This is a genomic window from Streptomyces sp. NBC_01224, from assembly GCF_036002945.1.
Taxonomy (GTDB): Bacteria; Actinomycetota; Actinomycetes; order Streptomycetales; family Streptomycetaceae; genus Streptomyces.
The window spans coordinates 1,667,791-1,690,783 of sequence record NZ_CP108529.1; the positions used below are offsets into that span (position 1 = coordinate 1,667,791).

At 67.3% G+C, this 22,993-nt stretch carries 23 protein-coding genes and 7 pseudogenes; 18 read left to right on the forward strand and 12 right to left on the reverse strand.

All coding sequences use genetic code 11. From position 1 onward, the window contains the following. Positions 1 to 44 precede the first annotated feature (44 nt). Both OG609_RS06780 and OG609_RS06785 read left to right on the forward strand, forming a co-directional pair. Entirely contained in the window at positions 45 to 524 is a 480-nt protein-coding gene (locus OG609_RS06780; protein WP_327271962.1) for a hypothetical protein, read from the forward strand. Positions 525 to 806: 282 nt separating this feature from the next. Further along, positions 807 to 1,432, forward strand: a pseudogene (locus tag OG609_RS06785) (transposase family protein). 106 nt (positions 1,433 to 1,538) lie between these two features. Here OG609_RS06785 and OG609_RS06790 read toward each other — a convergent pair. The 5 genes and pseudogenes from OG609_RS06790 to OG609_RS06810 form a co-directional block, all read right to left on the reverse strand. After that, positions 1,539 to 1,790: pseudogene (locus OG609_RS06790) on the reverse strand (helix-turn-helix domain-containing protein); the annotation flags it as partial. A gap of 36 nt (positions 1,791 to 1,826) precedes the next feature. Continuing rightward, entirely contained in the window at positions 1,827 to 2,609 is a 783-nt protein-coding gene (locus OG609_RS06795; RefSeq protein WP_327271963.1) for an alpha/beta hydrolase, read from the reverse strand. Positions 2,610 to 2,661: 52 nt separating this feature from the next. Beyond that, on the reverse strand, positions 2,662 to 3,180 hold the full coding sequence (locus OG609_RS06800) for a pyridoxamine 5'-phosphate oxidase family protein (protein WP_327271964.1): 519 nt from the start codon (positions 3,178 to 3,180) through the stop codon (positions 2,662 to 2,664). Positions 3,181 to 3,296: 116 nt separating this feature from the next. Continuing rightward, positions 3,297 to 3,476 (reverse strand): hypothetical protein, encoded by a 180-nt coding sequence (locus OG609_RS06805; protein WP_327278406.1) that lies wholly within the window; start codon positions 3,474 to 3,476, stop codon positions 3,297 to 3,299. 28 nt (positions 3,477 to 3,504) lie between these two features. Continuing rightward, a pseudogene (locus OG609_RS06810) lies at positions 3,505 to 4,383 on the reverse strand (RNA polymerase subunit sigma-70); the annotation flags it as partial. A 14-nt stretch (positions 4,384 to 4,397) separates the two neighbouring features. Between OG609_RS06810 and OG609_RS06815 the strand changes: the two are divergent. After that, a complete protein-coding gene (locus OG609_RS06815; RefSeq protein ID WP_442817945.1) occupies positions 4,398 to 5,021 on the forward strand; it encodes a transposase in 624 nt (207 codons plus the stop codon). A 197-nt stretch (positions 5,022 to 5,218) separates the two neighbouring features. Here the strand turns inward: OG609_RS06815 and OG609_RS06820 are convergent, their stop codons facing one another. Further along, positions 5,219 to 5,683 (reverse strand): MerR family transcriptional regulator, encoded by a 465-nt coding sequence (locus OG609_RS06820; protein WP_327271965.1) that lies wholly within the window; start codon positions 5,681 to 5,683, stop codon positions 5,219 to 5,221. A gap of 87 nt (positions 5,684 to 5,770) precedes the next feature. Between OG609_RS06820 and OG609_RS06825 the strand changes: the two genes are divergently transcribed. Continuing rightward, a complete protein-coding gene (locus OG609_RS06825) occupies positions 5,771 to 6,820 on the forward strand; it encodes an aldo/keto reductase (protein ID WP_327271966.1) in 1,050 nt (349 codons plus the stop codon). Positions 6,821 to 6,999: 179 nt separating this feature from the next. Here OG609_RS06825 and OG609_RS06830 read toward each other — a convergent pair whose 3' ends face one another. Further along, the gene (locus OG609_RS06830) at positions 7,000 to 7,665 is read right to left on the reverse strand and encodes an alpha/beta fold hydrolase (protein WP_327271967.1); all 666 of its coding nucleotides are present in this window, start codon (positions 7,663 to 7,665) and stop codon (positions 7,000 to 7,002) included. A gap of 157 nt (positions 7,666 to 7,822) precedes the next feature. Between OG609_RS06830 and OG609_RS06835 the strand changes: the two are divergent. After that, positions 7,823 to 8,506 (forward strand): annotated as a pseudogene (locus OG609_RS06835) (transposase); the annotation flags it as partial. Positions 8,507 to 8,896: 390 nt separating this feature from the next. Here the strand turns inward: OG609_RS06835 and OG609_RS06840 are convergent. Further along, a complete protein-coding gene (locus OG609_RS06840) occupies positions 8,897 to 9,598 on the reverse strand; it encodes an NAD(P)-dependent oxidoreductase (protein WP_327271968.1) in 702 nt (233 codons plus the stop codon). Between the two features lie 135 nt (positions 9,599 to 9,733). Here OG609_RS06840 and OG609_RS06845 point away from each other — a divergent pair, with 135 nt between their 5' ends. After that, on the forward strand, positions 9,734 to 10,444 hold the full coding sequence (locus tag OG609_RS06845) for a TetR/AcrR family transcriptional regulator (RefSeq protein ID WP_327271969.1): 711 nt from the start codon (positions 9,734 to 9,736) through the stop codon (positions 10,442 to 10,444). 378 nt (positions 10,445 to 10,822) lie between these two features. Further along, entirely contained in the window at positions 10,823 to 11,905 is a 1,083-nt protein-coding gene (locus OG609_RS46100) for a hypothetical protein (protein WP_442817946.1), read from the forward strand. A gap of 36 nt (positions 11,906 to 11,941) precedes the next feature. On the opposite strand, the gene OG609_RS06855 is transcribed toward OG609_RS46100, so the two are convergent. Then, entirely contained in the window at positions 11,942 to 12,436 is a 495-nt protein-coding gene (locus tag OG609_RS06855) for a hypothetical protein (protein ID WP_327271970.1), read from the reverse strand. Between the two features lie 273 nt (positions 12,437 to 12,709). On the opposite strand from OG609_RS06855, the gene OG609_RS06860 reads away from it, so the two are divergent. Further along, entirely contained in the window at positions 12,710 to 13,474 is a 765-nt protein-coding gene (locus OG609_RS06860) for an alpha/beta fold hydrolase (protein WP_327271971.1), read from the forward strand. A 22-nt stretch (positions 13,475 to 13,496) separates the two neighbouring features. Here the strand turns inward: OG609_RS06860 and OG609_RS06865 are convergent. Beyond that, positions 13,497 to 13,763 (reverse strand): annotated as a pseudogene (locus tag OG609_RS06865) (IS5/IS1182 family transposase); the annotation flags it as partial. A gap of 91 nt (positions 13,764 to 13,854) precedes the next feature. On the opposite strand from OG609_RS06865, the gene OG609_RS06870 reads away from it, so the two are divergent. Continuing rightward, positions 13,855 to 14,154: a hypothetical protein gene (locus tag OG609_RS06870; RefSeq protein ID WP_327271972.1), complete on the forward strand. Its 300-nt coding sequence runs from the start codon at positions 13,855 to 13,857 to the stop codon at positions 14,152 to 14,154. 340 nt (positions 14,155 to 14,494) lie between these two features. Here OG609_RS06870 and OG609_RS06875 read toward each other — a convergent pair whose 3' ends face one another. Further along, on the reverse strand, positions 14,495 to 15,160 hold the full coding sequence (locus OG609_RS06875) for a winged helix-turn-helix transcriptional regulator (protein ID WP_327271973.1): 666 nt from the start codon (positions 15,158 to 15,160) through the stop codon (positions 14,495 to 14,497). A 77-nt stretch (positions 15,161 to 15,237) separates the two neighbouring features. On the opposite strand from OG609_RS06875, the gene OG609_RS06880 reads away from it, so the two are divergent. The 9 genes and pseudogenes from OG609_RS06880 to OG609_RS06915 all read left to right on the forward strand — a co-directional run bounded on the left by OG609_RS06880 (position 15,238) and on the right by OG609_RS06915 (position 21,555). Next, on the forward strand, positions 15,238 to 15,762 hold the full coding sequence (locus OG609_RS06880) for a pyridoxamine 5'-phosphate oxidase family protein (protein ID WP_327271974.1): 525 nt from the start codon (positions 15,238 to 15,240) through the stop codon (positions 15,760 to 15,762). A gap of 43 nt (positions 15,763 to 15,805) precedes the next feature. Next, positions 15,806 to 16,543, forward strand: a complete 738-nt coding sequence (locus tag OG609_RS06885; RefSeq protein ID WP_327271975.1) for a DUF899 domain-containing protein — start codon at positions 15,806 to 15,808, stop codon at positions 16,541 to 16,543. A gap of 393 nt (positions 16,544 to 16,936) precedes the next feature. Continuing rightward, a complete protein-coding gene (locus tag OG609_RS06890) occupies positions 16,937 to 17,578 on the forward strand; it encodes a maleylpyruvate isomerase N-terminal domain-containing protein (protein WP_327271976.1) in 642 nt (213 codons plus the stop codon). Between the two features lie 220 nt (positions 17,579 to 17,798). Further along, positions 17,799 to 18,038 (forward strand): annotated as a pseudogene (locus OG609_RS46105) (transposase family protein); the annotation flags it as partial. A 13-nt stretch (positions 18,039 to 18,051) separates the two neighbouring features. Beyond that, entirely contained in the window at positions 18,052 to 18,396 is a 345-nt protein-coding gene (locus tag OG609_RS06895) for a hypothetical protein (RefSeq protein WP_327271977.1), read from the forward strand. Further along, positions 18,350 to 19,599: pseudogene (locus OG609_RS06900) on the forward strand (IS4 family transposase). Before OG609_RS06895 ends, OG609_RS06900 begins: the two are co-directional and overlap by 47 nt. Before the next feature lie 319 nt (positions 19,600 to 19,918). Beyond that, complete coding sequence (locus tag OG609_RS06905; protein ID WP_327271978.1) at positions 19,919 to 20,446, forward strand: helix-turn-helix domain-containing protein; 528 nt, start codon at positions 19,919 to 19,921, stop codon at positions 20,444 to 20,446. Then, entirely contained in the window at positions 20,373 to 21,029 is a 657-nt protein-coding gene (locus tag OG609_RS06910) for an IS630 family transposase (protein ID WP_327277960.1), read from the forward strand. Before OG609_RS06905 ends, OG609_RS06910 begins: the two co-directional genes overlap by 74 nt. Positions 21,030 to 21,075: 46 nt before the next feature. Continuing rightward, positions 21,076 to 21,555 carry a hypothetical protein gene (locus OG609_RS06915; RefSeq protein WP_327271979.1) on the forward strand — a complete coding sequence of 160 codons (480 nt, stop codon included), beginning with the start codon at positions 21,076 to 21,078 and terminating at the stop codon, positions 21,553 to 21,555. On the opposite strand, the gene OG609_RS06920 is transcribed toward OG609_RS06915, so the two are convergent. Further along, complete coding sequence (locus tag OG609_RS06920) at positions 21,539 to 22,312, reverse strand: transposase family protein (protein ID WP_327271980.1); 774 nt, start codon at positions 22,310 to 22,312, stop codon at positions 21,539 to 21,541. The two genes, OG609_RS06915 and OG609_RS06920, sit on opposite strands and share 17 nt — an antisense overlap. Positions 22,313 to 22,993 lie beyond the last annotated feature (681 nt).

A 22,993-nucleotide genomic window follows, 5' to 3' on the forward strand; every position in this document is an offset into this window, starting at 1 on the left:
TCGTAGAGTCCGGCAGGAAGATCCGGCCCGGGGAGGGGAAGTTCATGGTGGATGTACTGACATGGACGGTGGAACGGCGGGTCCTGCTGGCCGATCGCGCCGAGCGGCTGCGTAAGGAGCTCGCCGAGATCGATGTCGAGGTGGCCCGGCTGGAGGCCGCGGAGGTGGTGTTCGGCCAGTACGCCGAGGCGACGGACGGCAGCAGGCGGGACGATCCGATGGTGGCGCCCGATCCGGTGGAGCCGGATCCGCCGGCGACGCAAGCGTCGGGAGCCGGCGGGATGCTGCTCGTGCCGCACCGCGTCGAGGGGATGAGCGAAGAGGTGCTGCCCACCGGTTATCAGCGGATTGTGCAGGTGGTCGCGGGTGCGTCCGACGGGCCGGCCAAGACCCGGGAGGTGTGCGAGGAGCTGGGGCTGGGCGTGCTGCCCGCGCAGACCGAGGCGATGCGGGGCAAGCTGGGGCGGCTCGCGGACCGGGGCTGGCTGCACCGCACCCCGTCGGGCCGCTACGGACCGCGCTGACACCAGCCCGGCATCCGGCTGCGGAGTGGCCGATTCCTGCCACAACGCGAGGGCCCCCGGCGGGAGTTGGCGTGTTTCGTGAAGAACAGCCAGCCCGCCGAGGGCTCTCAGGATGCCGTTACCAGGTTCGCCTTCCGGTGTCGAAGTCGACCATCGACCTCGTCGCCGACCTGATACGCAAGCAGCGCAAGAAGCTGGGGTACCCGCTGGCGCAAAGTCACCCCGGGAACCCAAGCGATCACCGTGCTCGCCGTTCTCCATCATGACCAGCGCCTTCTGGACATGGCCGGCGGCAACGACGTCTCCGCCTCGACCGTGCGCCGATGGGTGATCGAAGTGATCGGCCTGCTCTCTGCCCGCGCCCCGCGCCTGGACCGGGCCCTGAAGAAGATCGCCGACGATGACGGGGTGGTCGTCCTGTTGGACGGCACCCTCGTGCGCACCCGCCGCCGCACCAGGACAGAGAACCGCAAGAACTACAGCGGGAAACACAAGTCCCACGGCCTGCTGTTTCTTGCGCTCACCGACGAGAAGGGCAACCTGATCTGGACCTCCACGGCCAGCCCGGGCGGTCCAGCGAGATCACCACCGCCCGCCACAACAAGCTCACCGAGCATCTCCGCGAGGCCAAACTCGGGGCCCTGGCCGACCTCGGCTTCATCGGCCTGGACGACGACCCCGACAACCCGGTGATCATCACCGGCCGCAAGGCCACCCTCAACCACCGGCTCACCGACGCCGAGGAGGAGGCCAACCGCCTGCTCAGCCGTGAACGCGCCGCCGTCGAGCACGGCTTCGCGAACCTGAAGACCTGGCGATTCCTCAGCAAGGTCCGTATGAACACCCGCCACGCGACCACCCTCCTGCGGGCCCTGCTCGTCCTGGCGAACAGAGAAGTGCAGAGGTGACAGACGATCTCCGCCTGCCGATCATGTCCTGGCCAGCACGAGTACCCCACTACAAGCTCACACCAGGCCCGTGACCAGCGAAATCAGGATGAAATTTCCTCACTGTGAACCGGACATCCGAGATCCTCGGCACCTTCGCCGGCCCAGCGGAACGCAGGGCCTCCAGACCACCCTCCCGCCAAGCCCGACGCCAGCGTTCCACCGACCGCTCGCTCACCCGCAACTCTTTCGCGATCACCGCGGTCTTCTCACCCGCCGCGAACCGCCCGCCGGCCTCCAGCCGCACCTGTTCACGAAACGCCCGCCGCTCAGCAGTCAGGCCCCCACCCTCCGCATCCCACCGGCATACCGCAGGGATCACCAACAGTCACCACCCGACGCCAAAGCGAAAACCTCAGTAGTACTCCAGCCGGAATTCTTCATTAGAGCTGGTCAGCGGCTTGGGCGTGGAGAGTGTAGCGGGCTGGAATGGGCGTGGGGCGGTCTTTGCCGGGTGTCGCCGCGCGTCCGTCTGGTAGGCCTCCAGCCGGTCGGCTAGCTCTTTGGGACGGCTGAGGGCGACGCTATGGCCGCCGTCGATCTCGTCGGGGACGATGCCCAGGCGTTCCCTGACGATGCGGCGCATGAACGTGGCTGGGAAGAAGCGGTCGTCGCGGCACAGCAAGAACTTCGTTGACACAGGTGGCCAGGCGGCGAGCGGCCACGGCTTCACGAATGGGGTGCCGGACTGATCGCGGCTCCTTTTTGTAGCCTCTGCCGCAAGCTCGGGCGGGACGTCGTGGAGAAACAGGGCAGTGTCGTCGCCTGGGGCCCTGCCGTCGCGCTTGTCCTGCTTGTGCCTGGCCTGCTCCCAGCCGGTGTTGGCCCACCAGTCGCTGGCCGGCTCACCCGGCGACGGAATCATCGCCGTCATCAGCACGAGCAGCTCAACCGGTACCCGATCGCACACGAGCGGTGCGGTGAACCCGCCAAAGGAATGGGCGACCACGACGAGGCCTGTGCGATCGCCGATGGCGTCGATCAATACGTCGGCGTACTCGGCCAGCCCGGCCGAATCGTCGTCGCACGGCAGGTCAGGCGCGACGACGTCGTGGCCGCGGGCACACAGCTCGGCCTTCAGCAGATGCCAATACCATGAGTCGGACGCGGCGCCGGGGATCAATACGTAGGTGGTCATGACGAGTGGTCCTCCTGATGGCGGCGGGTGAGCGGGCTTTCGGTCTCGGTCGTCACGATCGGCCCCGACTCTCGAATTCCTCCATGCTGGTGCCTCCGGGCAGCCGGGTCTGGAAGTCGAGGACTCCGACCCAGGTTGGCCGCACGGCGATGCGAACCATCTTCGTGCCGGGGTGATCGACCTCCGCCACATTGGCAGCGCCCTGTTCCTCCCCGGCGTAGCGGCGCTGGGCCAGCGCGTACTCCGGCACGATCCCGTCGACGTCGGTGACCGACGCCCGACCGCGAATGAGGAGCACCGTGGGCGGGGTGGACGCGGCGTCGATGGTGACGGCGACGTCGGGCCTCGCCCGCAGTGCGCGGACCTTGGCGCCCCCGAACGTCGAGAGCACTACCTCGGTCCCGGTCCAATGGAACAACATCGGAAATGCACGTGGCGTGCCGTCCGCCGCCACATATGCCAGCCGCGCCAGCTCCTTGGAGGCGAGCAGCCGTTGCGCGACGTCGCTGTCCAGCAAGCCGACATCACCTTGCGGCAGTGCCATCACGTCTTCGCGGTTTTCGATCTTCATCAGGCAGTTCCTCATCGTCGTCGACTACGCAGACCGAGGTCGTCAGTGTTGAGACGGTGAGACGGCTGGAAAGGAATCGCTGCCCGAACGACGATCGAGCCGGGACCCGCCGCCGGCTAGGACAGCGTCAGGGGCAGACCGAACGCGGGGAACAGGTGCGGCTCGAAGGCGGTGATCTCGGTGATCTTCTCGTCCTCGACCCGCAGCACGTTGAGCACCTGGGCCCGGTACTCGGAGTCCCCCGGCAGCCGGACGTACCCCGCGACTGCCGGCTGCCGGTTCGCCCGTTTGGGCACGCTTCGCCACTGTCCTTGATAGAGCGGCGAGCCGGGTCCGAACGCGTGCTCGGCGAAGCGGACGACGGCCGCGCGATCGGCGAACCAGAACGGATGGGGGGGGCATGGTCATCCGTACGTCCTCGCTCAAGAGCTCCGCGAAGGCAGCGGTGTCGACCCGCTCGTGGGCATCCATGAAGCGCCGCACCAACGCCCGCTCCTGCGGGGTCGGCTCCGCCGATGGTGCCCATTCCAGACGGCGTTCGGGCAGGTGCGCTCTCATGACCGGCCTTGCTCGCTGCAGGGCGCTCTTCACCGAAGCGACGCTCGTCCCGAGCAGAGCGGCCGTCTCCTTTGCCGACCAGCCGAGCACGTCTCGCAGAATCAGCGCGGCCCGTTGTCCAGGCGGCAGGTGTTGGACGGCGGTGAGGAACGCCAGCTCGATCGTCTCCTTGCCGACCACGGCGGCGTCCGGCTCGGCCTCGCCGGGTGCGATCGGTTCCAGCAGCCGGTCCGGGTACGGCTGCAGCCACCGGATCTCTGCTGGTGGCGACGCCACGTGTGGATCGTTCGCCCGCTCCACCTCACGTGGAAGCGGGTGCCGCGGGTGCTGGTCGAGGAAGTCAAGACAGGCGTTCGTCGCGATCCGGTAGAGCCACGCACGGAATGTAGAGCGGCCCTGGAAGCTTTCACGTTTGCGCCACGCTCGCAGGAACGTCTCTTGTACCAGGTCTTCCGAGTCCTCGAATGAGCCGAGCATCCGGTAGCAATGCACCTGAAGCTCCCGCCGGTAACGCTCGACAAGCTCCGTAAACGCTGACGCGTCGCCCGCCTGGGCTGCCGCAACGACTGCGCCATCTTCAGCCCGCAATTCGTCCAATGACACGGCCCTCCGTGCTCCTCCAGTGACCTGTTCGCGGCGTTTCACTCCAGCGCCAGATCGTGATCTCGCCGTCGGGTGTCCCGGGATGTTGCCATCGCGAGGGGTTCCTCGGATTCGACCTGTGGCGGGCCGCCGCGGCAACCGGCGCCGACCTGCTCTGGCGGGTCAGGAGCAACGCGGTGCTGCCTGTGGTGACGTTGCTGCCCGATGGCTCCTACCTGTCGGAGATTGTCGCCGCCCGTGACAGGAACCGGCGGGCCGACCCGGCCCGTGTCCGCGTCATCGAGTACACCCTTGGCCCACGCGGGAAGGACGCCACCGTCTACCGGCTGGTCACCACCCTCCTCGACCCGGACACCGCGCCGGCGGCGGAACTTGCCGCGCTCTACGCCGAACGCTGGGAGATCGAGACCACCCTGGACGAGATCAAGACGCACCTGGGCGGGCCACGTCTGGTCTTGCGCTCCCAGCGCCCGGCCGGGGCCGAGCAGGAGATCTTCGCGTTCCTCCTCGTTCACCATGCCGTGCGGGACCTCATGCACGAAGCCGCACGACAGGAGGGACACGATCCGGACCGGATCTCCTTCACCCGCGCCGTGCGCGTTGTCCGCCGCCAGGTCACCGCCCAGGCGGGTCTTTCCCCCCTCCCGACTCACGCGGGCCCTCGCGCAGACTCTGCTTGAAATCGGTCAACGGCTCCTGGAACCACGGCGGTTACGCTCCAATCCCCGTGTCATCAAACGCAAGATGTCCAACTGGGCCCTCAAACGCACCGAACACAACAACCAGCCCCGGCCGGACACCCCAGTCGTCACCCTCGTCGGACCCACCAAACCAGCCCCGACCTCCCGGAAAAAGACCTAAATCACCGGTATTGCTACTAGATGATTGTTTCCAAGGGCTCAGTGGTCTGGCAACGGTCTTCATTCCCCAGCTGTACAGCAGCATCGCACGAGTGCCCGCCCGCGCCGTCGAGGATGTCCTCGTACACCCGGACCTTGAAATTGATGAGGTCCCGGCACTGCTCGAGCTGCTTCATCTGATCAGCCACCTGATCCTGGTGCCGCCGCAGGAGCTCGATGCGTTCCTGCTCGTTGCCGGCGCCCTGCCTGGCGAGTTCGGTGTATCGGCGGATCTCTGGCAGGGGCATACCGGAGGCCCGCAGGATGATGCACAGGTTCAGCCAGTCCACGTCCTGCTCGCTGTAGACGCGTCGGCCGCCGGGCCCACGCGGCACGGGATTGACCAGCACGCCCTCCTGCTCGTAGAAGCGCAGCGCGTGCACGCTCAATCCGGTGCGCTCGGCGACCTGTCCGATGCTCAAAATCTCCTTGTTCCCAGCCATGTTGCCGAGGATACGGGCTTGATCTCGAGTCAACTCGAGCTCCTAGAGTGCGGCACACAGTGGACGGACCAGCAAGGGAGCACGACCATGCGTTACCGCATTCTCGGCGGCACCGGCATCGAGGTAAGTACGTACTGCCTCGGGACGATGATGTTCGGCGCGGTCGGGAACACCAACCACGATGACTGTGTCCGCATCATCCACACGGCCCTCGACCAGGGGGTCAACTTCGTGGACACAGCGGACATGTACTCCGCGGGCGAGTCGGAGGAGATCGTCGGAAAGGCGCTCCGGGGCCGCCGCGAGGACGTCGTGCTCGCCACCAAGGTCCACTTCCAGATGGGGAAGGGGCGCAATCGGAGCGGCAACTCGCGGCGCTGGATCGTCCAGGCGGTCGAGGAAAGCCTGAAGAGACTGCAGACCGACTGGATCGACCTGTACCAGGTCCACCGCCCCGATCACTCGACCGACATCGAGGAGACGCTCGCGGTACTGGGCGACCTCGTGCGCGAAGGCAAGATCCGTGCCTTCGGGTGCTCGACCTTCCCGGCCGAGGAGATTGTCGAGGCCCATTACGTCGCCGAAGGGCGTGGGTTGCCGCGTTTCAGAACCGAGCAGCCGCCTTACTCGATCCTCGCCCGTGGCATCGAATCCTCAGTGCTGCCTGTTTGTCGGCGCTACGGCATGGGCGTGCTGACCTGGAGTCCGCTCGCCTCCGGTTTCCTGACCGGCAGGTACCGCCAGGGCCGACCCGTCGATCTTTCCACCGGCCGGGCAAAGCTCACCCCCTCCCGCTTCGACCCCGCCATCCCCGAGAACGCGGCCAAGCTTGCCGCCGTCGAGCAGCTCACCGAACTCGCCGCCACGATCGGGTGCACCCTGCCCGAGCTCGCGGTCGCCTTCCCCGTCGCCCACCCGGCCGTCACCTCGGTGATCATCGGGCCGCGCACCCGGGAGCAACTGGAGCACCTCCTCAAGGGCGCCTCACTCGTGCTCGACGACACCGCACTCGACAGGATCGACGAGATCGTGCCGCCTGGGGTCAATCTCTACCACCCGGACGGTGCCTGGCGGCCGCCCGTGCTCGACGACGCCCCGGGTCGCCGACGATCGTCGGCGGACCGCGCCGCCGCATAGATGGTTGGATGACCTATTCCAAGGGGTGATGCGCGGTGATGGGTGAGGGCACCCGTGATCACGGTGTGACGAACAACCTGGACATCCCGGCGGCAGGGCTCTACGTCGAGATCGAGTAGGTGGATGTCGGCCAGTAGCCCAGTGCTGACGCGGAAGACGGGCGTGGAGCCGGGCGGCTGTTACGCCTCGGTTCGGTATTCCTCCAGGTGGTCGGCCAGCTCTGTGGGGTGGCCGAGCATGGGGCAGTGGTCGCCGGGCAGTTCGTCGGGTGTAATGCCCAGGCGTTCCCGCACGATCCGGCGCATGTACTCGGCGGGGAAGAAGCGGTCGTCCCGGGACAGCAGGAACTTCGTGGGCACATCCGGCCACGCGGCCAGCGGCCATGGCTTCATGAACGGGGTGGCCGACTGCGTGCGCGTGTGCTTCTCGGCCTCGGCGGCCAGTTCTGGCGGGGTGTCGTGGTGGAACAGGGCGGTGTCGTCGCCGGGGTCCCTGCCGTCGCGTTCGTCTTGTTCGCGCCTGGCCTGCTCGTAGCCGGTGTTGGCCCACCACTGGCCCGGGGTCTCGCCCGGTGCCGGGATCTGCGCCTGCAGCATCACCAGCAGGTCCACCGGCACGCGCTCGCACACCAGCGGGGCGGTGAACCCGCCGAAGGAATGGGCCACCAGGACCAGGTCGACGCGATCACCGATGGCGTCGACCACGGTGTCGGCGTACTCGGCCAGCCCGGCCGAGTCGTCGTCACACGGCGGGTCCACCGCCACCACCTCATGGCCCCGCCCACACAGCTCAGCCTCCAGCAGATGCCAGTACCACGGGCTGGACGCGGCACCGGGAATCAACACATACGTAGCCAACGTCAGCGAGCCCCTCGGTAGCGGACACCGTGCCTCGACACCGTCGCTCGGCCCGCCAAGGCACGGCGACGAATGCCCCACCCCTGGGCCGCAGTTGTCCCCGGCACTTGGAAGGACTTGGTCCACGCAGTGATGAGGCGGGGGCATCATCCGTGATCACTGTGAGACGAACAATAAGGAATCACCGCAGTTCGCTCCGTGGCGGCCAGCCGTGGGCATCGCGCCGCAACTCAGCGACGCAGGACTGGAAACGCCGGCGACGATGCAGGCGATGCTCGGCTTCACCTCCGAGGCCCGGTGGCTGCGGCACGCCTGCACCCCTTCCTGCCCAAACAACCCGGGTACAACAAGCGGCTGCGCAAGGCCGCCGAATTCATCCGGTACGTCACCCGGACGCTGGCCCGTGACACCACGCTCAGGACCGACGACGTGTGAGTGGTGGACTCCACGCCCGTCGAGTGCGGACGCTCCCGAGAGACCGTCAAACCCTCCGACCTGGCCGTATGGGCCCAGTACAGGTACTGCGCCAGCCACTCACGTTACCTCCGGGGACTGCGACTGCACCTGGTCTGCACCCTGCACGGCCTGCCGGTCGCGTTCGCGCTGACCGGGGCCGAGGCAGACGAACGCGAGACGCTGCGGGACCTGCTCGTCGTCGAGCCGCAGCTCACTGCCCAGCGCCCGGGCCAGACCCTGATCGGCGGGGAACTACTTCGGCCGGGAGTTCGAGCAGCAGCTGGCCGAGCTAAACATCCGGCTGCTGCGGCCGGCCCGCAAGGGCGAGGCCGAGCAGGCCGGATCGCAACTGTTCAAGCCGCTGCGGCAGGTCAGAAGGGGTACTCTCGCGCTCCTGCCTCCCGCCTCCACGGCCGGGTGCTCTCGCGCGAGCGGGGGTGAGGCGTCGACTGGGGCAGGGGTCCCTCGCTCGCCGGGACGCCCCGCTTCTGGCAGTGCTGACGACGATCACCGTGTCCGGGAGCGGCAACGGGCCGGGGCTCATGGAGATCGTACGGGCCGCACGTGACCTGGCGAGTGACCGGATTGCCGTCGCACTGGCTGAGAGGGGCTCCTGTGAACGGTCACGATATTCCCCATGGGGAAATTCATGGATTTCCCCATGGGGATCCTGAAAGCGCCTTCGTGGGCATCCGGTTCTACCGGCGCGGCGGCGCGCTTCCAGGAGCATCCGACAGTTGCCGCGTTGGTCCGCCGACGTCGGTCAGTAGCCGATGGTGAAGCGGCGTTGGACGAAACGCGGCAGTTCCGCCTCGTCTACGAGGGCGACGGCGGCGTCCTCCACGGAGATCCGGCTTCGCCCGTCCGCGTCGAGGACTGGCTGGTCGCCACCGGTCCGGAACCGGCCCGTACGCTCACCTGGCGCGATGTCCTCCGCGGGGCTGAAGTAGGTCCACAGCCGGTTGGAGGTGCGCAGGACGTTCAGGGCGTCCCGGTGGCCGCGTACCGCGGCGGCATACTCCCTCGGCAGGCCGATCGTGTGGAGAGCCTCGTGCAGGAGTTCGCCGGAGTCGGCCCGTACGAGTCCGGGCTCGATCTCCAGGCTGCCGGCGCCGCCGATGACGATGAGCCGGGTCCGAGGGTGGCTCTCCAGTGCTTTCAGGAGTGCTCGCGCAGCGGTGGCGTAGACCGTGGGATCGGCGATCGAGCGGGCCACGGTGTCGGCGATGTCCTTGGCTGCGTTTCCGGGCTGGAATCCGCTGATCAGCACGTCAAGGCCGGGTATGGCGGCTGCGACGGCGTCGGCGTCGAGGACGTCGATGTTCTTCCAGACGATGTTCTTCCGGTCCTCGTCGATCTGCGTGGCGTCGCGGCTGAAGGCCGTGACGTGGTGCCCCCGGTCGAGGGCTTCGGTGACGACGCGACTGCCGATGCCGCCCGTGGCCCCGATGACTCCGATGTGCATGGCTCTCCCCTGGTGGTTGCTCGTGCGTCAGCTGACGATGCCATACATCTTCACGGCACATAGTAACTATACGGTGTGAAGTATCAATACGGCACACAGTATTGTGACGCTGTAGAGTGACTGACCGTGGGAAACGTGGGAAGCACCAAAGGACGCCGCGAGCGGTTGCGGGCCGAGACGACCGCCGAGATCAAGAAGGTCGCGCTGGAGTTGATGGCCTCGGGAGGAACCGACGCGATCACGTTGCGGGCCATCGCTCGCGAGATGGGCATGACGGCCAACGCCATCTACGGCTACTTCGCCACCCGTGACGACTTGGTCACCACACTGATCAACAACGTCTACACCTCGCTGGCCGACACTGTGGACGCCGCCTGGGACGCCGCCCCCGCCCTGGACCCGGCCGCCCGGATCCAGGCATGGGCCCGCGCCTTCAGGAACTGGTCGCTGGCCAACCCCGAGGGCTTCCGCCTCATCTACGGTGACCCCGTACCCGGCTACCAGCCCCCCGAGGGCGGCGCCGCCCCGGACGCCGCCCACCGTGTCTGCACCGGCATCACCGCGCTGGCGGCCACCGCCTGGCCGCACGCCGAACACCGCTACGCGGACAGCGACTTCGAGTGGTCCGACTTCGACCCAGGTCTGCTGGACAAGGTCCGCCCGGCTTTCCCCGACCTGCCCCCGGCCGCCGTGGCCCTCGCCCTGCGTCTCTGGAGCCACCTGCACGGCCTGGTGTCACTTGAGATCTACGGCCACCTGCAGACCCAGGCCCTCAGCCCGGAAAAGCTCTTCCGCGAAGAACTGGCCCAGCTCATCCGGTCCTTGGGCATCACGCCGCAGAGGTGAAGGCCCTGCGCAAGCGGCCAGCTGCATGGCCGCATAATCGCCCCCGCAGGTAAGCAACCACCGCCAGCGCATCGATCCCACCGGCCTGCGCACCCGCGCCGACGAAGGTGCCTCCCCCCTGGGGAATTACGCGACGCCCAAGCTGCCGTTGATGGGGAAATACTTGGCCGCCGACAGCGGCCGAGTTGGACTTCTCCGCGCTACTGGACCGGGTTGCCTTGCTGGAGCGTGGCTGCTGGCAACGATTGCTGCTGTTACCGGTGTAGCGAGGGCGGCAACAGATCTCATCGCGTTTACGCCCTCATCGACGGGGACCAGGGCTTCGCGTTTCATCTTGCGGTTGAGGTAGCGCAGGTAGGCGGCGCCGTCGGCGTCCCGGTGGAGCTGACCGTCTTCCGCAACGGCAAGCTCTGGCTGGTGCTCTGCACCTCGACCCTGATCATCGGTGCCACCTTCGCCGCGTTCTCCTACTTCACGCCCGTCCTCACCGAGGTGACCGGGTTCTCCCGCGGCCTCGTCCCCTTGCTCCTGCTCGCGTACGGGGCCTCGGGCGAGGGGCCGAAGCCGGGCGACCGGGTGGTGACCTGGGGCTGGATCGGCGGGTGGGCGCAGCTGCGCGCCGTGCCCGTGGGCGAACTCGCCGTCCTGCCGGAACAGGTGAGCTTCACCCAGGCGGCGACGCTCCCGGTCGCGGCCGTCACCGCCCTGCGCGCGCTGCGCCGCGCGCAGGTGCGGCCCGGCCACCAGGTCCCGTCACCGGCGCGTCCGGCGGCGTGGGGCGATTCGCCGTACAGATCGGCCACCTGGCGGGGGCCGAGGTGTACGCCCTGGTCGGCAGCCCCGCCCGGGGCGAGGGCCTGGCCGAGCTCGGCACGGACCACGTGGTCACGACCCCTGACCGTCGATCACGAGACCGGCGATACTGTTGAGCACGTCGGTGATTTCGAGTTCTTCCGGGCCGATCCCTACGAGACCCGCGACCTGTTCGGCGTCCTGGACGGCCACGACGGGGACGTCGGCTTGATCGCAGAAGCCATTCTCGATCTGTCGGCCGGGCACTTCCGCAACGGCCTCGACGATGTCGCCGAGCCACTGAATTCCAGCATGCCCATCCGCAACAGCGCTACGGTGACGGGCCCGTGGCGAGGATTCGGAATCGGTACCGCGTTCGCCGGCAGGGCCATCAAACACCTCGGCTCCGGATGCAGGGGAGCCGCCTGCTATCCCGCACCGCTCGACTCCTCTGACCCCGACGAAGACGAGGACGGGCGAAAGAAGGCGAAGGATGCCCTGCGCCGCTCCTGGGAACGGCTTGGATTTCAGCGCTACCGGCTGGACGTGTACGTTCTCGACCTCTGCACAGTGACCCTCGACAAGTCGCTGGCCGCACTGGTCAAGTGCATCGAGGAACTCCCTCAGCCCGACCTGGACGAGTGGATTGCCTTGCGCACTGAAGGCTGAGGACATCACGCCCAAGTCCACGCCTGACAGCTGACCTCATACATCCAACGTGATCGGCCCGTCCGGAATCCAACCTTCGACATAACCGGTCATCAGGACGCCCAGCTCCAACGGAAACACATCTATGCTGCCGATCTCCGAGATGGAGCACCACCGCGCGAAGGGAGAGAACCAGTCGGCATCCACCTCTCCCGTGAGCTTGAGGATGACGACGTGCCAATCCCAACGCGAGATGGAGCACCACCGCGCGAAGGGAGAGAACCAGTCGGCATCCACCTCTCCCGTGAGCTTGAGGATGACGACGTGCCAATCCCAACGAGTAGCCCCTGCTCCCGAGGCCATACGGCCCGTCACGGAGCCTCGACGTATGCCCGACCGTTTGCTCCAGTGCCGCTGCCATCGGTGTACGACAGTTACGTACGAACGATGTGAAGGCGTCTGGATCCGGAGCGGCCACCAGGCCGGCTCGTCCGGTCGCCGCTCCAGGAGGATTGTTCTGCTGTCATGAGACAGCAGAACAATCAGCACCATACGACGCACCTCTGTGACAGCCACGCTCATGCGGCCGTTGCCCACGTGGTCTCGCCGGTCGTGCTGAGCGCAGCCGTACTGGCGATGTGCTGAGCGCAAAGCGCATTCGTTCAACCAACGTGACTTGTGGGGCCATACGTGAGGCGCGTCACATGACGGCCTGGCGGCGATGAGTTCCGTGCGATCCGGTAGTCCAGTACATCGTCAACAACGCTGAACCGAACCGGGATGGACACGATGACGACCCAGTCGCCCCCTACCGACGACCCTGCCGTGACCACGCCGCCAAAGGGCGCTTATGCGCACGTCAACGGCCTGGAGATGTACTACGAGAGCCACGGCGCAGGCCGCCCGCTGGTGCTGCTGCACGGCGGCGTGCACACCATCGGCCTGACGTTCGGGGCCATCATGCCCGCGCTGGCCACAACGCATCGAGTGATCGCTGTCGAGCTGCAGGGGCACGGCCACACCGCCGACATCGACCGCGAGATGACTGTGCCGAGGTTCGCCGAGGATGTCGTGGCGCTGCTCGACGTGCTTGGCATCGAACGGGCCGACCTCTTCGGGTTCAGCCTGGGCGGCATGACGGCGCTGGAGACGGCGCTTCGGTATCCGGAGCGAGTGGACCGTGTGGTCCTCGCGTCCATTCGCTTCCGGCCCGACGGCTACCTGGACGAGATCCGCGATCCAGCACTGCACGTGGAATCGAGGCGGCTGCCGACCCCGGCCGACTTCCAGGAGATGGTGGACGCCTACACTGCCGTCGCCCGCCACCCGGAGCACTTCCAGGACTTCATGGCAAAGTGCACGGTCGCGGCGGGCTATGAAGGGTGGTCGGAGGACGACCTGCGGGGGCTGGCCGCGCCGGCTCTGCTGGTCGTCGGCGACACCGACTTCGTTCGTATCGAGCACGCCGCGCAGATGCACCGCCTTATCCCCGATGCACGCCTGGCGATCCTCCCGGACTGCCTGCACATGGACGTGATGCGCCGCAGGGAACTGGTCCTCCCCATGGTGGAGACCTTCCTCACCCCATAGAGGCTCGCGGAAAGGCGAGGGCTCACGGGCGTCGATTCGGGCGGTGGTCCCAGCGGTGGGTTGTCCAGGATCGGCGGATGAGGCTGCGGACGGTGATGATCGTGTCGGCGAGGTCGAAGAAGGCGTCGATCACGGTGGCGCGGCGTTCGTAGCAGCGGGCGAGGCGGTGGAAGGCATTCTGCCAGGCGTGGGTGCGCTCGACGTGCCAGCGCTGGCTTGCCTGGATCGGGGCCTTCTCGCCCTTGTGCGCTATGCGGCCGCGCAGGGCACGTTCGTCGAGCAGGGCGCGGGCCGCGGCGGTCGAGCGGTACCTCACCGGCGCCGGCATCGCGCCGTCCTCCGCCCGGGTCTACCGGATCTCGCTCACCACCTGGAGGTGGATGCTTTCCGGGCGACCCGCCCCCATCGGCCCGGCCCGGCGGGGCGCGAAGCCGGACCCGTTCCCGCTCGCGGTGCTGGACGACCCGGGCCTGTCGCCGGTGCTCGCCGAGCCAGCCGCCGTGCGGGCGGACGCCGTGGATGCCGACACCGTCAACCGCGAGCTGTCCATCGCCCGCAAGGCCATCGGCTGGTGGCTCGCCCAGGGCTGGATAGCTGTCGATTGCGTGAGCAGCGGTACAGCAGTCAACGCTGAGATTGATCTTGCTGGCTACTCACTCGCCGAGGTCTGGAGCACTTGAGCCTGGGGGTAGGCAGCCGGAATACGCCGGAAAGGCGCCGTAGGGGTACAGGTAGCAACCGCCGAAGAAACAACGCCAAGGCGGAGGTGCCGGACGGGTCTGGGGTCTTGACAGCGAACGGCGCCGACCGCGTTGAGGCGGTCGGCGCCGTTCGCTGTGGGGTTGGTGGTCAGGTGTGCCGGATGGCCGATGGCCCGGCTACCGCTGAGCCGGATCGGCCCCGACGAGGCCTACTTCATCGGCGAACGCGACAGCTTCCGCCCCGCCACCGTCTGCCAGACCGGCTGGCCGTACATCCAACACCGCGGCGGACCGGCCGTGCCGCACCTGGTGTCTCGCTTCATGACGTCTGCGGCGAGAACGGCGCCATGAGCAGCTCCGACAGATGCACCGTCGCCTCTGCTCGGTCGCTGTCGAGCCGCAGGTCGGCCGTCCGAGCCGCGTCATCCAGGCTGCGGCGACCGTCGCACACCGCCCGCAAGGTCTCGATGCCCGTGGCCAGCACCGCGTCCGGGTGCTCCGCGGTACCGCGGTAGATCCGCAGCGAGGCGTCGGCGACCTCGGCGACGAACGTGTCGGCGTCAATGCGGAACTCGTACGTGCCGCGCAGCTCGTCGGCGCGTACCGCGTCGAAGGCGGCCTTGATGCTGAGCATGATCGAGTCGACGCCCAGTTCACCCTCGACGGGGTGCGGGGCCTGATTGCCCCAGCGCCCGAGCTGGAGCAGCAGGGGCTCCAGCTCGCGGCCCCATTCGGTCAGTTCGTAGTAGTGGACGCGGGCCGGCGCCCCGAGTTCGCGGCGGTGGACGACGCCATGGTCAGCCAGATCGCGCAGCCGTTGGCTCAGAACGTTCGGACTCACACCGGGCAGTCCGGCGAGCAGGTCGTTGAACCGCTTGGGGCCGAGCAGCAGATCGCGCACCACCAGGAGCGCCCACCGTTCCCCTACGACATCCAGACTGCGGGCCACGCCGCACGGGTTTCCGTAGTTACGCCTGCCGTTCATGCTTCCACGCTAACAGATCGCTTCGCTTTTAGGATGAGAGCTTGTTTTTTAGGAGTTGATGAATCTAGCGTGGAGCCATGAGCTTCCAGAGAACCGAAGCGGCGAACCTGCGGCAGGGCGACGTACGACTGCTGGGCACCCCGACAGCCCAACACCTGCTCACTACCCACCTCGTGGCGCGCCTGGCGTACACCGGCAAGGACGGGGCGCCTCGGTTGATCCCCGTCAACTTCCTGTGGACCGGCCAGGAACTGGTCGTCGGAGCATTCGCCGGCACCTACAAGGTCCGCGACCTCGGCGCCCACCCCGACGTCGCGGTCTGCATCGACTCCGCTGATGGCCCGCCGCAGGTGCTCATGCTGCGCGGCACGGTCACCGTGACCGAAGTCGACGGCGTCCTCCCGGAGTACGCCACGATGCAGCGCGCGGTCATGGGCCCCGAGGCCGGCGACGACTACCTGAACGCCATCGACAAACCTGGACTGCGCATGGCCAGAATCGGCCTGCGCCCGACCTGGGTCGGCCTCCTCGACTTCCAGTCCGGCCGACTCCCCGGCCGCACCCCGCAACCCGTGCTCGCCGCCTTCGGCGTCGGCCAATGACCCGGCACACCCCCCAGGAATCAGAAAACGAAGGCAGAAAACGATGACCGCCCAGACAGATCCGACGCCACCACTACCCGCCGTCGCCTCAGCGCGGGAATGGCAGTCCGCCCGCGACGAACTCCTGGCCAAGGAAAAACAACTGACGCGCGCACTCGACGCGCTGGCCGTCGAGCGCCGACGACTGCCCATGGTCCGGTTCGACGCCGACTACGCCTTCGAGGGCCCACACGGCAAATCCACCCTGACCGGGCTCTTCGAGGGACACCGCCAGCTCATCGTCTACCACTTCATGTGGTCCGGTGGCGGCCACTACTGCCCTGGCTGCTCCAGCTTCACCGACAACATCGGCAACCTCGCCCACCTGCACGCCCGCGACACCACACTCGCTCTGGTCTCCGATGGCCCCCTGGCCGAGATCGCACCCTTCAAACGGCGCATGGGCTGGACCGTGCCCTGGTACTCCTCCCACAACAGCAACTTCAACGCCGACTGCGGAACCGGAGGCGGCTTCGGGCTGAGCGTCTTCCTCCGCGACGGCGACCGCGTCTACCGCACCTACTTCACCGCGGGCCGCGGCGTCGACCGGCTCCGCATGGACTTCAGCCTCCTCGACCTGACTCCCCTTGGCAGGCAGGAGACGTGGGAGGACTCACCCGACGGATGGCCCCAAACCGCCCCGTACGCCTGGTGGCGCCTCCACGACGAATACCCCCGGCCAGTAAGACGACTCCAGTCAACGACCCAAGCGGCGGCCGACAGCTCCTCCCGAAGGGACTGAGAAACCCGGCCCCTTGAGCTTGATCCGCTTTGACGGCCCTCGCGGCTGCTAACGACCTCACCCGCGATTGAGTTCGGGGCGTGCTGGTCTGGCGGTTCGGCTGGTGGGTGATCAGCAGGCGGCGTTGCGGGCGAGGACGAGGTCGGTGCTGTGCACGCAGGGCCGATGCGTTCTCAGACGGCGAGACAGAATACGGCGATCGCGTGATCGGGACGGGACCGGTCGTGGTCGGCCACGGGGGGGGCGGTGCTCCAGCCGGTCCTGTCGCATGGGGTCGACGGCGAGGCTACGGATCGTGGCCATAGATTCGGGACGCGCTCGGGTGAAGCGGCGGAGCGGTCCACAAGGTGGACCTGTCAGCCGCTGTGATGATGAGGTTGCGACGATGCCCGCATGACTGATGAGATACGGAAGACATACCTGCAGGCTGCCGAGAAGGCAGTGCACCTGCTGACTACAGAGCAGGTAGCCCAGTGCTGGGAGGCCGAGTCCGTGCTCCCAGGGATGTCAGTAGGTGGGCTGGCTGGTCACCTTGCGCGTAGCGTCCTCCAGGTCGAATGGTTCCTCGATGGTCAGGTACTCGGCGCAGAACCGGTGTCACCGGTTCGGTACTACGCTCGGCTCGCCGATACGTCGTTGCCGGGCTCTGCGCTGAACGTCGGGGTGCGTGCCCGCAGCGAGGAAACAGCCACAGCCGGCCCCGCTGTCGTGGCTGAGCAGACCCAGGCGGCGTGGGTGCGGCTATCGCAGCGGCTGGGCATGGAGCCGGCCGATCGACGGGTAGCCGTCCTCCACCGGCCGGGAGAGGAGATGTTGCTCGACGGATACCTGCAGACCCGTTGCGTCGAGCTGGCGGTGCACCTCGATGACCTCACACTCAGCGTGAACGCACCATGCCAAGTGCCCGATGCTGCGCTCGCCATCGCGGTGGATGTGCTCGTTGCAGCCGCCCGGGATCGGCACGGTGACCAAGCCGTGTTGCATGCGCTCGCCAGACGTGAGCGTGACGTTGATCAGGCCCTGCGCGTGCTGTAGTTCTACCGCACTACAAGCTGCGACCTGGGCCCATACCAGGCTTGTGCTCCTAATTTGGCGTCATGGTGACAGCCCAGAGCGGAAATCTTCCCGGTTGACGAGATGAGCCGAGGGCGTAATCAGTCCGGTCTGGCCCGGTGGACTCGGTCCGCACGCGCACGACGCGGCCCCTGATGATCAAGGTGTCTGAAGCCGTTGATCGCACAGGGGCCGCGTCCGTATGCCAGATTCTACGATTGAAATCCTCTCCTGCCACCGTGATTGCATCGCGAACGCAGACGCCGCCGAGGCGGTGCCGCTGACCGAACTGGCCGACGTGCTGGACGCCCTGCCCGATCCCCGACGCCGTCAAGGCCGCCGCTACCGGCTCGGCGCACTGCTGGCCTTGCGTACAGTCGCTGTACTCGGTGGCGCCTCCACGCTGGTGGCGATCGCCCGGTTCGCGGCGGCCCTCCCGCCCGAGATCCGCGCCGGTGGCCCAGCCCCAGGCGCTGCGCGGCTCGCGCACCGTCACCAGCACCGCGATCCACCTGCTCCCAGCCGCAGTCCATGGCGAGCGCACCGTCATCGCCCAGCGCCAGGTGGACTCAAAGAGTAACGAGATCACGGCCTTCCAGCCGCTGTTGGCCCCGATAGATCTCACCGACAGTGTGTTGACCTTCGACGCGCTGCTGACGCAGACCAGCCACGCACGCTTCCTCGTTGAGGAGAAGGAGGCGCACTACATCGCCCTAGATGCAATACCGGTGACTTTGAGAGTGTCGGCTCGTTGTGTTGGGTGTGCCAAGGCCGGGACAGGTGAAGTCGGTCGGGGGTGAGCGGTTTTCGGATCGCATCGCTCTCGGAGTGTTAACGCGCGCGTTTACGCCGGATCTGGTGGACGAGGTGGTGGCGGAGTGCGGGCGTGTTGAGCAGCGTCAGCGGCTGCTTCCGGCACGGGTGGTGGTGTATTTCGTGCTGGCGATGTGCCTGTTTTCGGGGCAGGGGTATGAGGAGGTCGGGCGTCTTCTCACGCAGGGTCTGGAGCGCCAGGGCCGCTGGGCAGAGGGGTGGCGGGTGCCTACGAGCGGAGCGATTGGGCGGGCGCGGCTGCGGCTGGGGCCGGAGGTGCTGAAGGTGTTGTTCGCCCGGGTGTGCCGGCCGGTGGCCGTCCCGGGGTCGCGGGGCGCCTGGTTTCGGGGGCTGCGGTTGGTGGCTGTGGACGGGACGACGTTCGATCTGCCGGACACGGAGGCGAATGCCGGGTTTTTCGGGCGTCCGGGGACCGGCCGTGGTCAGGGCAGGAGTGCGTATCCGCAGGCCAGGGTTGCGGCTCTGGTCGAGTGCGGCACTCATGCGGTCTTTGCTGCCGAGGTCGGTCCGCTGGCGGTGCACGAGACCGTGCTGGCCGGGCGCCTGTTCTCGTCGTTGACCGGGGGATGCTGCTGATGGCAGACCGAGGGTTCCTCGGATTCGACCTGTGGCGGGCCGCCGCGGCAACCGACGCCGACCTGCTCTGGCGGGTCAGGAGCAACGCGGTGCTGCCTGTGGTGACGTTGCTGCCCGATGGCTCCTACCTGTCGGAGATTGTCGCCGCCCGTGACAGGAACCGGCGGGCCGACCCGGCCCGTGTCCGCGTCATCGAGTACACCCTTGGCCCACGCGGGAAGGACGCCACCGTCTACCGGCTGGTCACCACCCTCCTCGACCCGGACACCGCGCCGGCGGCGGAACTTGCCGCGCTCTACGCCGAACGCTGGGAGATCGAGACCACCCTGGACGAGATCAAGACGCACCTGGGCGGGCCACGTCTGGTCTTGCGCTCCCAGCACCCGGCCGGGGCCGAGCAGGAGATCTTCGCATTCCTCCTCGTTCACCATGCCGTGCGGGACCTCATGCACGAAGCCGCACGACAGGAGGGACACGATCCGGACCGGATCTCCTTCACCCGCGCCGTGCGCGTTGTCCGCCGCCAGGTCACCGCCCAGGCGGGTCTTTCCCCCCTCCCGACTCACGCGGGCCCTCGCGCAGACTCTGCTTGAAATCGGTCAACGGCTCCTGGAACCACGGCGGTTACACTCCAATCCCCGTGTCATCAAACGCAAGATGTCCAACTGGGCCCTCAAACACACCGAACACAACAATCAGCCCCGGCCGGACACCCCAGTCGTCACCCTCGTCGGACCCACCAAACCAGCCCCGACCTCCCGGAAAAAGACCTAAATCACCGGTATTGCATCTAGTAGCGTGTCGCCGCTTAGTTATGGTGCACCTGACTGGGAGGTTGGTGTCTGGCAGATTCCTTCCCCTTTGCCAGATAGGACTGTTGTTGTGGGTTCGCAGAAGAAGCGGCCGGTCAGGTTGACCGCGCAGGATCGCGAGGAGTTGGTCCGGGTGACCACGACAGGTGTTCGTGGGGCCTCGATGATCATGCGTGCGCGGGTGCTGCTTGCGCTGGATACCTCGGCGGGTGAGGCGGATCCCAAGGAGGTGATCGCGGCCCGGCTCGGCGTCTCCGGTGAGACGTTGCGGCTGGTCGCCAAGCGTTTCGCCGAGACCGGTGGCGATGTTCACGCCACGATCGCGCGGAAGAAGCGCGACCTCCCACCGGTGCCCTCGCCGGTGACCGGTGAGGTCGAAGCCCGCCTGATCGCGATGGCGTGCTCACAGCCACCCCAAGGCCATGCCCGGTGGTCGCTGCGGCTGCTGGAGAAGCACGTCGCGCTGGTCGAGGACATCCCCGATCTGGACCACTCCACCATCGGGCGGGTCTTAAAAAACGGAACTGCGTCCTCACCTGAAGAAGTGCTGGACCATCCCACCACGAGCGAACGCGGAGTTCGCGGCCCGGATGGAAGACGTGCTGGCCGTCTACGCCCGGCCCTATGACCCGGCACGTCCGGTGGTGTGCATGGACGAGAAGCCCTACCAGCTCCTCGACCATGCCCGCGACCCGCTCCCGGCCCGCCCTGGTCACGACGCCTGCCAGGACAGCGAGTACATCCGCTGCGGCACGTGCTCGATCTTCGTGTGGGTCGAACCCCTGCGCGGGTGGCGTCGAGTTCAGGCACTGTCCCAGCGGACCCGGATCGACTGGGCCGGCCAGGTCAAGCAGCTGCTGAGCGTGGATTACCCCGACGCCGAGGCCGTGGTGCTGGTGATGGACAACCTCAACACCCACGGCATCGCCTCACTGTACGAGGCATTCGAACCAGAAGAGGCCTTCGCCCTGGCCCAACGCCTCGAGATCCACCACACGCCCAAACACGGGTCATGGCTCAACATCGCCGAGATCGAACTCTCCGCGCTGACCCGGCAATGTCTCGACCGCCGGATCGGCGACCTCGACATCCTCAACACTGAACTCTCGGCCTGGCAGAACGCCACCAACACCGAACAACGCCACGTGGACTGGCAGTTCACCACCCACGACGCACGCATCAAACTGCGCCACCTCTATCCCAAAAATTAGCTGCGACGGTCTACTAGTCAAGGACAATCACCCCACCCTGCGGGTATTGCTGAAGAAGCTGCCCTGGCGGGAGGTGCCGCTGCTGGACAAGACCCGTGCCACCGCGCACGGACGCGACGAGATCCACCGCCTGAAGGCTGCCACCGTCGCCGGGCTGCCCTTCCCGCGCGCCGTCCAGGCCCTGCAAGTCGTCCGGCGCCGCCGCAACGTGCGTACTGGCAAGGTCACCCTCGAACGCATCTACGCGGTCACCAGCCTGACGGCCGAGCAGGCTACTGCTGCCCCACTCGCTGCCCTCGTTCGCGGGCACTGGCACATCGAGGCCTTGCACCACATCAGAGACCTGACCTTCACCGAGGACGCCTGCCGAGTCCACACCGGCACAGCACCCCGAGCCCTGGCAACCTTCCGCAACCTCGCGATCGCTCTGACCAACCTCACTGGCTGGACCAACCTCGCCGCCACTGTTGATCACTACCGGTCACGCCCTGACCGCGCACTCGACCTGATCAAGCCCGACAGCTGAGAACGCTCACGCCCTGGCTGTGCACGCGGCGGGGGGCCTCTTGGCAGCACGGTCGGAGATCAGGGCAGGCGGCGATGGCCCGCTGGGTCTCGGGGAAGGTCTCGCGGCGTCCGGTGAACCGCCTTATCGGGGCCCACTTCCGCAGCTCGGCATTGGTGTGCTCGGCGCAGATCCGGGCCGAGGACTGCCGTCGTCTCGCCTCGCGCCAGGCGTACTTGTCGCCATCGCAGGTGCCCTCCTTCGGTTTCTTCAGCGGCGCGGTGACCTGGCCGGGAAACTCCTTGGCCAGGCCCTGGTAGCCGGAGTCGACCTTCGCCCTCACGCCGGGACGGGTCCTGAACTGCTCGGCGATGCCCTCGGTGCGCACGGCGGTCTGGTCGTGCATCCGGCCGGGCCGTTCCGCCCCGGAGTAGAGCAAGCGGCCCTGACCGTCGCTGAACGTGGTGGTCTTGATGGTGTTCTGCTTGCGCTTGCCCGAGACGAACGCCCGGCGCCCAGGGCGGCCAGCCTTCGGACGGCGGACCTGGGTCTTTGCACCGTCGAGCCGCAGCTCGATGTTCTCGGCCTCCGCGTAGGCGAACACGTCCTCCAGGGTGCGTAAGCGTAGGCCGGGCCGGTCGGGGACGGCGAAGCCGCGGGCCGCGAGCAGGGGCCGGACCTCACCGATCGCCCGCCCGATGGTCGAGGAACCGACATCGTAGATGACGGCGAGGGCGTCCTGGGGCAGGCCGGTACGCAGGTAGGCCAGCGTGATCACCAGCCGGTCGCGGAAGGCGAGTTCGTACGTCGGGCCAGCCCCGGCCCGACGGCGGCGGCCGTGCCCGCGCCGGTCGTGACGCTCGCTCTCGCACCGTGATTCCCCCCCGGTTCGAGCTCGTCGAGCAACTCGCCGAAGTGTTGGCGGCTCACGCCGCAGAAGGCAGGATGAGACAAGGCCCGCGCGGGCCCACTTCTTGATCACACTCGAAGAACCCGCGCGGCCCTCGTCATGTCACGGCCCCGCCCCGATCAATCGCGGGGGAACTCGCAACCCCACACCCGATCAACGGAGTCGAGGCATGTGAGACACGCAACGAAAGCAGCGACAATTTGGGTCCAGAACGATTTCTGTGCCCGCGTGAAGGGTTCCTCCGACGAGGCCCCGGTCACCTACGAGGACCCGCAGACCAAGGAGAAGATCACCCACGGCACGGCCGACGGCCGTAAGGCGTGCCTTCACCATGTCGCTTCTGTTGGGGTCCCCAGGGTGGCGCCAGAGGTTCTAGCAGGTCGGCAGGCTGTTGCTGTCTGCGACATCTGTCGCGGACAGCAACAGCAGCAGCGCTTAACCGGGGAAATGCCGCAGAAGGAATAGGGTGGCCCCAGTGATGAGCTGCATACGACGAATACGTGCCCCCTGCGCGTTCGACGGCCCCGGAGCCGAGCTCCTCGGTATAGA